The sequence below is a fragment of the Streptomyces sp. NPDC002265 genome, assembly GCF_040296125.1.
Classification (GTDB): domain Bacteria; phylum Actinomycetota; class Actinomycetes; order Streptomycetales; family Streptomycetaceae; genus Streptomyces.
This window is the reverse complement of sequence record NZ_JBEOWS010000371.1, coordinates 1-9,122: the sequence shown is the minus strand read 5'-3', so window position 1 is coordinate 9,122 and position 9,122 is coordinate 1. Positions and strand designations below refer to the sequence as shown.

Genomic DNA, 9,122 nt, shown 5'->3' with positions numbered 1-9,122 from the left:
CCTCTTTTCAGGCCTTGGCTGATGCGACCTCGCGCACCCGGCCAGTCAGCGCCCGCACTGCGCGGGTCTTTACGTAGGGCGTCAAGTCCGCGCGCATCGTGGCGAAGTGGTCGTCACCGCGGGCGGACGAGACATGTTCGTACTCGTCCAGGAAACGACTCCACGAGTCGCACGACGCGTCCAGGTGCCCGATCCGCAGTTGCCGCTGTGCAAGCAGCGCATAGGCGTGGACGCGGCCTTGGCGCTCGTTGGCTGGCTGGACACGGATGGACTGCTTCATCGCCTTGATGCTGCCTTGGAGGTCGTTCTCCTCCAGCAGCACGTGGGAGACGTGGAACAGGTAGGCGGTCTGGTCGTAGCCGCCGATCGCATCGCGCCGGTTGTCGGCTTTCGCCAGAGCGGTTTCCGCTTCGCGCAGCCGGGCGTGAGCCTGGCGCCGGTCACCGACCATCGATGCCGCGTGAGCCTGTTGTCCCCGCAGGAACGCCACCAGGCGAGGGCCGGCCGCTGGTGCCGCCTCGGCGGCCGAGTCCGCCAGCTCCAGCGCCATCCGTCCGTGCCGGAGGTTCGACGCTTGGAGCGACATGCCGCGCAGCGTGCGGCAGTAGGTGACGTGATCGTTCGCCTCATCGGCCAGTTTGAGCGCCTGAACGTAGTACGTCTGGCCCAGACCGTGGGCCTTTTCGTACATCGCCATCCAGCCCGTGAGATACGTCAGGTCCGATGCTGCGGCGAGCATGTCCTGTTTCACCGGCTCGGAGGCTTCCGCTCTCAGCCACGGGCCGACGGTGTTCACGAGGAACGCGGCGGCCATGGGGCGCGCGTGGCCTGCGCCGAACTCGTCGAGGATGTCAGCGATCCGCTCGGTCATGGAACGCACCGACGCGACTTGTGAGGCTCCGATGCGCGTAGTGGCCTTGCCGGGGGCGATCGGATCGTTGGCGGCCTGCGCGGCGTGCTGAAATATGGGCAGAGACAGCGCAGCGGAGAAGACGGTCGCGGCCACGACGCCGCGGCGGGATGGATCCATGTCCGCCCTTCCTAGGTCAATCAACTCCTCCACAGTGTCGGTGGTTTGAGAGCCGTCGACGGACGCGGCGGGCTGAAGCCCGGCTTCCGCGTGAGTTACCGGCCGACCCAACCGGGCCGAGAGCGCCTCAAGAATCAGCGGTCTGACCTCGGGCCTTGGCGGCGTGCCGGCGATCCAGTGCGCAACGGCGGTTCGGTCGTACGTGAGTTTGAGCCCGGCTTGCGGACCCAGCCTGTTCACCTGCTGGGCTAACTGCGTGCGCGTCCATCGTGCCTGCTCAAGCAGCTTGTCCAAGGCAGGGTTGGGCGTGCGTTTCTTCGTGGCCATGTCCTCAACTCCCGACAGCTCCATGGCATTCACGGTGTTCACGGTCCCACCTACCCCCCACGGTACCCGCAGACAGTGATCGCGCGGTTACCTCTTACGAGTCAAGCAACGAACCACAACCTTGGGGGCAATGGTGACCAGCGGAACTGGCTCCGCTCCGGCCAGAAGCCCGGTGCACGCGCTGCAAGAGACGGACCGGGCCCGCTGGGCGGACGCCGAGGCGTGGCTGCTGCGCGCGGCACCGTCCCCGCAGACTGCCGCCATGGAATGGGCGCGGCACTGTGTGGCCGTGCTGGCAGCTGGACAGAAGTGGGACGTCGTGCGCGTGCCGTACGCCGTCCTGCACCCGGACTTCGGCCTCGACACCACCCCGGACAAGCTGCGCCACCAGGTGGGCGAGCTGAAGATGTCCGGCTCGATGTTCTGCGACCCCTACCGGCCCTATCTCTACGTCATGGTGCCGCCGGGCACCGACAAGACATGGCCGCACGACTCCGGCCCTGCTGGCGTGGAGTGCCTAGGCGGCACCCGGCCGTTCATCCACCACGTCGGCGTGCCGAGCCTCGACCGCCTCGCGCCGCCCGGCCTGTTCTGGCTGATCCCCCCGTACAGCCTCGACTCCCCACTCGCCGACCCGGAGCACCTGAAACAGGTTCTCCGCCTCGGCCCCCGCCCCGATACAGGCACCCCCTGAGCGGCGTCGGCTGCGGGCGCTCCCCTGTCCCCGGCCGACGCTCATCTCCGCCCCGTCACTGACAGAGAGCCTCAACCATGTCCGAACTCCTCACGCACTCCGGCCCGCACACACCACTCCCGCAGCGCCCGGCGAACCCGGCAGAACGCGCGCCGGCAGCCCCCATGGACTTCTCCACGCTCCCCCACACCATCGCCACAGACGACATCGCCACGGACATGAGCGACCTCGCCGCACGAGTGCGGAACCTGATGGACCTCCAGCAGGGCCGGGTGCTCCAGTTACCGCTGGGCGGCCGCTTCTTCGACATCGTCGTCACCGCGTCCTGCCCCGAGGCCTACGCCGTCATGGACCTCCTCGACCAGGTGCAGCACACCGGCCACGGGCAGCCCGACGCCTGCGGCCCGGTCATCGAAGACCCGCACCGGCAGTGGCTCATCTGGCTCGTGCCGCCGGGCACCAGTGAGAGCTGGGCGCCGCACCGGTACGGCCTGTGCCTGGGCAGACCGCATCAGCTCGCCCTGCCGCCCATGGCACAGACTGAAGCCCCGGGACCGTACTGGCTGCGCCCGTGCCGCGGCGACCGGCTCGTACCGCCTGTGCCTCTGCGCAGCTTTCTCGACCAGTTCCGGCCCGGGCCCGCCCCGCACGAGGAACTCCTCGCAGAGACCCTGTGCACGATCACCTGATCTGCTCGCAGGCCTCACAGACCGGCGTCGGCCGTGCGTATGCCACCCCCGTCGCGCACGGCCGGCGCCTTCCCTCTCCCGCCCGTCACCCCAGAAAGAGCCATGTCCGAACTCGTCACGCACAAGGGCCGCCCCGTCCCGTACATCACCCCATGGACCAGCGAGAAGGTCACGCAGCCCACCCCCATCGCCACGCTCAACGGCTTCGCCTTCCCCGGCCCGGCATCAGGCCGTACCGAGGACGACGACGTGCTGTGGCAATGGTGGCGGCACAACCGCGGGGCAGGCGAGCCACTGTGGAGCACAGTGCACGGCCCCCGGCAACGGCGCGCCATGCGCAAGCTCCTGTGCCAGGTGTGCGGCAAGCCCGCGAACCGCGATGAGCGGGGCTGGCTGTGGCTGCTGGAAGACGAGAGCGACAACGGTCCGAAGTGGCCAGAAGGGGAGATGACCACGCATCCGCCGGTCTGCCGACCGTGCGCGCCGATCGCCGCCCGCCTGTGCCCGCACCTGCGGCGCCGCGGGGCCGTGGCGGTACGGGTCGCCGAGATCATCGTGGACGCCGTCTACGGACACCGCTACCACCACGGCCCCTTCAGGCTCTACGCAGGAAAAGCCGACGTGTACCTCACGACCAGTTGGTCCGCGAAGTGGGTGATCGGCAACCAACTGGTCGCCTCCCTCTCCCAGTGCACCGTCCTCGCGCCAGCCGAGGTCGGCATCAAGACTTCGGCGTCCCGAGCGCAGATACGCCGATGACGCTCGGGACGCCGGCAGGGGGCGCCGCTCTGATGCGGCACTCGTTCAGCAACCGCAGCCATCCCCTGGCGTCTGTCCGGTGCCTGGATGGCACGGCTTCCGGGCCACCGGTCAGATACCACGCTCCGCCCGCACCTGACCTAGGCAGTCGGCGCGGGCGGAACTACGGCGCTGGGGCTACGCCCCCGACGTGCCCCAGCGCCGTCTACACACCATTCGAACTCATCTGAAGGGGCTACCAAGTGGATGCCGTCCTCCCGGAATTCGTCAGCCGCCTCTTGGCGCAGGAACGTGATCCCATCCACATCCCTGACATCACCGTGTCGGCCGCCACGGGTTGGCTCTCTCCCCTCGCCTCTCGCGTCCTGCCGCTCCTTGACACCAGCGCGTCCGGCTCGAAGGAGTCGTTCCGCGTGCACGGCTACGCATACCTGCCGCTCCAGACGCCAGACGCTTCGACGGTCTACCTGCGCGTCTCGGACACCCGCGCTATGACGCCCTGGCGAGTGCCCGTGCCGGCCGTGGTCCTCGCGGTGGCCGGCGTCACCACGCTGGAGATGTATCGGCATCCGGACGACGCGCAGGGCGGTCGCCCGCAGTACGCCCGCGTATTCAGTGCCGGGGAGTTCTTCACCGTGCACCCGGACACGCTGTGCGCGACCCGGGGGACCGCGGCCACCGTGCAGGTCCTCGCCACCACAGAGCCGGTGACCGACCGCGAGAGGCCCCTGTCCGACGCGGCACACACCTCCTTCGCCCGGCGAGCCCACCAGTACCTTGAGCAGGCCTCTCTCGCCCCGGCAGGCGGACCGTGCTGAGCGCGACGGCCTCGTGGCTGGATGCCGTGCCACCGCTGGACAGCGACAGTCTGCGCACCCTCCAGCGAATCAGCCGCATTGTGCTCGACCGTCTCGCCGATGATCGGAAGCTGCTCACCAGGCTCGTCAACAACGTCCTGCACAACCCGGACCGCCTGGCCGCCAGTCGCGTCACCATGCTGCTCAACCGGCTGTCGCTGTACCAAGCCCCGGACCAAGGGTTCGAAATCCGGCTGAACATGAACCCCCGGCCAGACAATCAGCTCGTACCGCACGATCACTGCTATGCCTTCGCCGCCCGGATCCTCACCGGCGGTTACGTGCACGTCGTACAACGCCGCACCAACGACTGGGAGGGGCCGTTCGCCGACGCGGACCTGGAACCGGCCATCGTGACCGTCGAGCGGCCCGGCAGCGCCTACTCGCTTGGCAAGTCGATGGTGCACCAGGCCGTTATGGAGCCCCGCACGGTCACCCTGTTCGTGCGCGGCCCGCGCCGCAAGAACCTGTCTCACGCGGCCGAGGAGCTGATGCCGCCGCCAGGCAGTTGGCCGGCGGCCGCTGTCCCAAGGGATGCACTGGAGGAGTCCCGGCCGTGCACCCTCGCCGAGTACCAGAACATGCGCACCTACCTGATCGAACACGCCCTCATCGGCTGACCCCGCAATTTTGTGGCTGCGGCACGTCGTACGGCAGTGACGCGAGAGGCTACGGCGAGCACATCCGGCACACCGAGGAGCAACCGATGAGCCACGTTCTGACCGTCGATCACCCCGCCTGGCAGACGTACGAGGGCGGCACACGCGCGCGTGCTGTCCGTACGGCCTCCGGCATCTGGACCCTGTCCCACGACCGGGACGGCCTGCACCTGGCGTGCGTCGACGGAACCGAAGACGTCAAGCCCGAGTTCGTCAGCACCGACCCTGTACACCTCCCGCCCGCCGCCCCGGCCGCCCTCCGCGAAAACCTTGCCGAGCTCGGCGTTACCCGGCGCCTGGCGAACCCGTGGCTGTGGGATGCGATCACCACGGCGATCCTGCGGCAGGTCGTCCGCGCTGACCAGGCCCGCAAGGTGTACCGCACCTGGTGCAGCGCCTACGGCACCACTGTTGAAGGCCCTCGGGGAGCACTCGCCGTAGCGCCCGCACCAGCCGCAGTCCTCGCCCTGGCCAACGAGCAGTTCGCCGCCGCTGGCGCAAAGTTCCACCGCACCGCCCTGACGGCCGCAGCAACGCACTACGAGCAGCATCACAGCGAGTGGGAGCGCCTGGAGGTCGGCGCCCTGGCCGCCGCACTCACCCGCATCCCGCGCATCGGACCATGGACCGCCGCCGCGGCCGCCACGGACTACACCGGCGACTTCCACGCCTACCCGCACGACGATCTGGCCGTCCGCACCTGGGCCGCCAAGATCGCCCCCACCTACGCCTGGCCCGACAAGAAAGACAAGGCATTCGGTCCGTTGTGGACTGGCTGGGCCGGGACCGACCGCACCGCTCTGCACACCCTCACCCTCGCGACCCTCACCTGGGGGGCGCACACCCGATGACCTGGAGGACGTATGCAGCAGTTACCGCTGATCGCGGGCGCCGACGACCGCCACCCGCTGGATGCCCTCTTCATCAACGCGCCGCTGCGTGACTACACCCTGCGGCCCCGGACCAACGACTACACGCTCCCCGTACTCGGCATGGCGTACATCGCCACCTACGCCCAGCACCACGGGTACAACGTCGGCGTGCTCGACGCCGAAGCCCATGGTCTGGGCGTTGAGGCGGCTGCCCGGATCGTCAATGAGGCCGCGCCCCGCTGGGCCGCCATGAACCTCCTCGCCCCCACCTACGAGATGTCCGCAGAGATCGCCGACCGGCTCGATCCTGATATCGCCCTCATGGTCGGCGGCCACCATGCCAAGGCCATGCCGGACCGGGTCCTTGCCGACCTGCGAATGCGCCACCTGCGCGCCCTCGTTCTCGGTGAGGGGGAGTTGCGCGTCGCCGCCCTCCTGGAGGACGAACACAACCGTCGCACCCTGCCGGGCGTCCTGTGGCGCGACCACCTGCTCGGTACCCGGGCCGCCGGCATTGCCGACCCCAAGACCAGCGCGGCACTCCTGGGTCCTGACATCGACAGCCTGCCGTACGTCAACCGCGCCTTTCTCCCCCAGGACCCCTACCAGGCCGCGCCCACGGCAACCGACCTCCGCCTCGTCGGCGAACGGCCCTGGCTCGCCGGGATCAGCCCCCGAGGGCACTGGGAGGCCAACATCGTCGGCAGCCGGGGCTGCCCCTACAACTGCACCTTCTGCGGTGCTGCCGTCTCCGCGAACCCGGACCTCACGATCCGCGTGCGCTCGCCTGAGAACATCATCGGCGAGCTGGACCAGCTCCACGATGCGTACGGCGTGACCGCTTTCCGCTTCGTCGACGACCTGTTCCTCGGCGTCGGCAGGGTCATCGAGGAACAGATGAAGGCCTTCACCCGCCACAAGATCGGGGACCGGTACGTGTGGGACGCCACCGGCCGCATCAACGTGCTCAACCGGCTCACCGACACCGACCTGGACCGTCTCGTCACCAACGGGCTGCGCGAGGTAGCCCTCGGCATCGAATCCGGCAGCGACCGCATCCTGGCCGCGATGGACAAGCGGATCGACGCAGAGATGACTGAACGCGTCGCCCGCCGCCTTGTCGCCCACGGCATCGGCGTGAAGGGGTATTTCATCCTCGGCTTCCCCGGCGAGACCAAAGCGGACCTGGACGCCACCGTTCGGCACATCCGCAACCTGTGGGCCATCTCCGACCAGCACTGCGGCAGCATCCGCGCCAGCGTCTTCGAGTTCCGCCCCTACCCGGGCACGCCCGTGTGGACGACCCTCACCGCCGAAGACGGCTACGACCCGGACGACCTGCTCGCCTACGGCGACGTCGACCTCACCCAGAACGGTGCCGACGAGTCCATGCGACAGCGCGACGAGTTCAACTTCTCCGTAGGCATCCAGTTCGGTGACGTGGCATTGCCCGAGATCCGTTCCACGCTCGCGATGCTCACCCGGGAGCAGCACGAACGCAACCAGGCCGGGATGGGAGAAGCCGCATGAGCGGGGACCGCAAAGGCTTCTTCGTCTCGCTCGACGGACCGAGCGGCGTGGGCAAGTCCACCACCATCCGGGAGTTACGAGCCTGGCTTGCCGCGCGGGACGTCCCAGCGCAGTGGACGGTCGAGCCGCCCCGCGGGGACTTCCTCGGGGACTTCACCCGCACGCATGGCGGCCAGCTTCACGGCCTGGCCCTAGCCTGCCTCGTCGCAGCCGCACGCTACCGGCACATCGAGACCACCATCGAGCCCGCGCTCAGGGGTGGCCGGCTGCTGATATCCGACCGGTACATGGCATCTACGCTCGTCCTTCAGCGGCTCGACGGCGTACCGATGGACTTCCTGACGTTGCTCAACGGCTACGCGCCGCAGCCCGATCTGGCGGTGATCCTGACCGCTTCCCCGGCCGCGATCACGGACCGTATCGCCCAGGCCGGCGTCACCCACCGCTTCAGGGCCGATCCCACAGCGCCCACCCGGGAAGTCGAGCTGTACCGCGACGCCGCGAACATCCTCGAAGACCTCGGGTCCAAGGTACTCATGATCGACAGTACCGGCATCACCCCATCGGAGGTCGCGCACCGAATCGCCGACGCGCTCCCCGCCTTCCCACTACCGTCAGATGCTTCAGCGACTCGAACCCCCCAGGAATCATGAGCGGACACCCGGCACAGCCCACCATCGACACCCACGTTCTCCTGCGCGACGGCGACAAGATCCTGCTGTCACAGAGAGGCGGCCCCTACGGCTATGGACGGTGGCATCTGCCCTCCGGCAAGCTCGACCAGGGCGAATCCCTCACCGTCGGAGCAGCTCGTGAACTGCTCGAGGAGACCGACGTCAAGGTCGACCCCGAGCATCTGGATCTGCGGCACGTCGTACACCACCGGCAGGAAGACGGATCCGAACGCATCGGGTTCTTCTTCGTAGCCACCCGATGGCAGGGAACACCCCACAACAAGGAGCCGGAGAAGTGCCTCGCACTTCAGTGGTTCGCCGATCATGACCTCCCCGAGGACATCATCGACTACCCCGGGGCGGGCCTGCACGGCTGCCTCGCCCAGACTGGCGCCCTGACGCTGCACGGCTGGCAGTAGAGACACCACAGGTTCCGCACAGACTTCTCCCGGCCAGACATACCGTCCGGCCGGGAAGAGTCAGTCCCCTACCCGCAAGCGCCCCTGGGACAGGTCTGCGTAGAGCCTGGGGCAACAGATCACGGCCGTTGACGTTCTCCGGGCAGCGAAAGGGCGTTGGCCTCGATGTCAATCCCGTAGCGACTTGCAGGAACGGTGTGACGACCGCGACAGCACCACTACGGTGGCTGTGGAGCGCAGCAAACCGGGGATGCGGTGGCCAGGCCGATGCGCCAGGCGGGGCGCCTGGTCAGCCAGGGCAGGGCCAGGCTGCCGGTCTCGTTCGGCGGCCGATCCGCCGTGGACGCGGCGCACGAGCGCCTGGATGTGCCGGCCGGGCTTCCTGCGTGAGACCGGGCGGCGGGTTGCGGCCTCACGGGTGCTCATGCGCGCGGGGCTGCTCCGTGTCGGCTGGGACGTCCTTGGTATAGGTGTGCTTCAGCGTTTGAGCGGCCTGGTCGGCGAGCTGGGGCATCAGCCGCCCGCAGACGGGGAACGTCGTCGTCCCGTCACATACGCCGCTCGCAACGGTCACGGGCGGCTGTGAATCTTCCTGGCGTCCCGAGCCGAACG

The 9,122-nt window shown here is 68.6% G+C and carries 11 protein-coding genes; 9 read left to right on the top strand and 2 right to left on the bottom strand.

Annotation, left to right across the window (positions count from 1 at the left end; translation table 11 throughout):
• Positions 1-7: 7 nt before the first annotated feature.
• Positions 8-1,357 (bottom strand): NsdA family TPR-like regulatory protein, encoded by a 1,350-nt coding sequence (locus ABT085_RS39350; protein WP_351619654.1) that lies wholly within the window; start codon positions 1,355-1,357, stop codon positions 8-10.
• A gap of 172 nt (positions 1,358-1,529) precedes the next feature.
• Here ABT085_RS39350 and ABT085_RS39345 point away from each other — a divergent pair, with 172 nt between their 5' ends.
• The 9 genes from ABT085_RS39345 to ABT085_RS39305 all read left to right on the top strand — a co-directional run bounded on the left by ABT085_RS39345 (position 1,530) and on the right by ABT085_RS39305 (position 8,510).
• Positions 1,530-2,051 (top strand): hypothetical protein, encoded by a 522-nt coding sequence (locus tag ABT085_RS39345; RefSeq protein WP_351619651.1) that lies wholly within the window; start codon positions 1,530-1,532, stop codon positions 2,049-2,051.
• Between the two features lie 77 nt (positions 2,052-2,128).
• Entirely contained in the window at positions 2,129-2,740 is a 612-nt protein-coding gene (locus tag ABT085_RS39340) for a hypothetical protein (protein ID WP_351619649.1), read from the top strand.
• A 102-nt stretch (positions 2,741-2,842) separates the two neighbouring features.
• On the top strand, positions 2,843-3,499 hold the full coding sequence (locus ABT085_RS39335) for a hypothetical protein (protein ID WP_351619646.1): 657 nt from the start codon (positions 2,843-2,845) through the stop codon (positions 3,497-3,499).
• Between the two features lie 413 nt (positions 3,500-3,912).
• Positions 3,913-4,317: a hypothetical protein gene (locus ABT085_RS39330; protein ID WP_351619644.1), complete on the top strand. Its 405-nt coding sequence runs from the start codon at positions 3,913-3,915 to the stop codon at positions 4,315-4,317.
• The gene (locus tag ABT085_RS39325) at positions 4,311-4,976 is read left to right on the top strand and encodes a hypothetical protein (RefSeq protein ID WP_351619641.1); all 666 of its coding nucleotides are present in this window, start codon (positions 4,311-4,313) and stop codon (positions 4,974-4,976) included. Before ABT085_RS39330 ends, ABT085_RS39325 begins: the two co-directional genes overlap by 7 nt.
• A gap of 86 nt (positions 4,977-5,062) precedes the next feature.
• A complete protein-coding gene (locus ABT085_RS39320; RefSeq protein WP_351619638.1) occupies positions 5,063-5,866 on the top strand; it encodes a DNA glycosylase family protein in 804 nt (267 codons plus the stop codon).
• A 12-nt stretch (positions 5,867-5,878) separates the two neighbouring features.
• The gene (locus ABT085_RS39315) at positions 5,879-7,417 is read left to right on the top strand and encodes a B12-binding domain-containing radical SAM protein (RefSeq protein WP_351619636.1); all 1,539 of its coding nucleotides are present in this window, start codon (positions 5,879-5,881) and stop codon (positions 7,415-7,417) included.
• A complete protein-coding gene (locus ABT085_RS39310; protein ID WP_351619633.1) occupies positions 7,414-8,070 on the top strand; it encodes a dTMP kinase in 657 nt (218 codons plus the stop codon). Before ABT085_RS39315 ends, ABT085_RS39310 begins: the two co-directional genes overlap by 4 nt.
• A complete protein-coding gene (locus ABT085_RS39305; RefSeq protein ID WP_351619631.1) occupies positions 8,067-8,510 on the top strand; it encodes an NUDIX hydrolase in 444 nt (147 codons plus the stop codon). The genes ABT085_RS39310 and ABT085_RS39305 overlap by 4 nt, the downstream gene beginning before the upstream one ends.
• Positions 8,511-8,922: 412 nt before the next feature.
• On the opposite strand, the gene ABT085_RS39300 is transcribed toward ABT085_RS39305, so the two are convergent.
• On the bottom strand, positions 8,923-9,122 hold a 200-nt coding region (locus tag ABT085_RS39300; RefSeq protein ID WP_351619628.1), incomplete at its 5' end, for a hypothetical protein.

Bases quoted from the DNA above. Each gene is read 5' to 3' on its own strand.
- ABT085_RS39350 (WP_351619654.1), bottom strand. From the start codon at position 1,357: ATGGCCACGAAGAAACGCACGCCCAACCCTGCCTTGGACAAGCTGCTT.
- ABT085_RS39340 (WP_351619649.1), top strand. From the start codon at position 2,129: ATGTCCGAACTCCTCACGCACTCCGGCCCGCACACACCACTCCCGCAG.
- ABT085_RS39335 (WP_351619646.1), top strand. From the start codon at position 2,843: ATGTCCGAACTCGTCACGCACAAGGGCCGCCCCGTCCCGTACATCACC.
- ABT085_RS39320 (WP_351619638.1), top strand. From the start codon at position 5,063: ATGAGCCACGTTCTGACCGTCGATCACCCCGCCTGGCAGACGTACGAG.
- ABT085_RS39315 (WP_351619636.1), top strand. From the start codon at position 5,879: ATGCAGCAGTTACCGCTGATCGCGGGCGCCGACGACCGCCACCCGCTG.
- ABT085_RS39310 (WP_351619633.1), top strand. From the start codon at position 7,414: ATGAGCGGGGACCGCAAAGGCTTCTTCGTCTCGCTCGACGGACCGAGC.
- ABT085_RS39305 (WP_351619631.1), top strand. From the start codon at position 8,067: ATGAGCGGACACCCGGCACAGCCCACCATCGACACCCACGTTCTCCTG.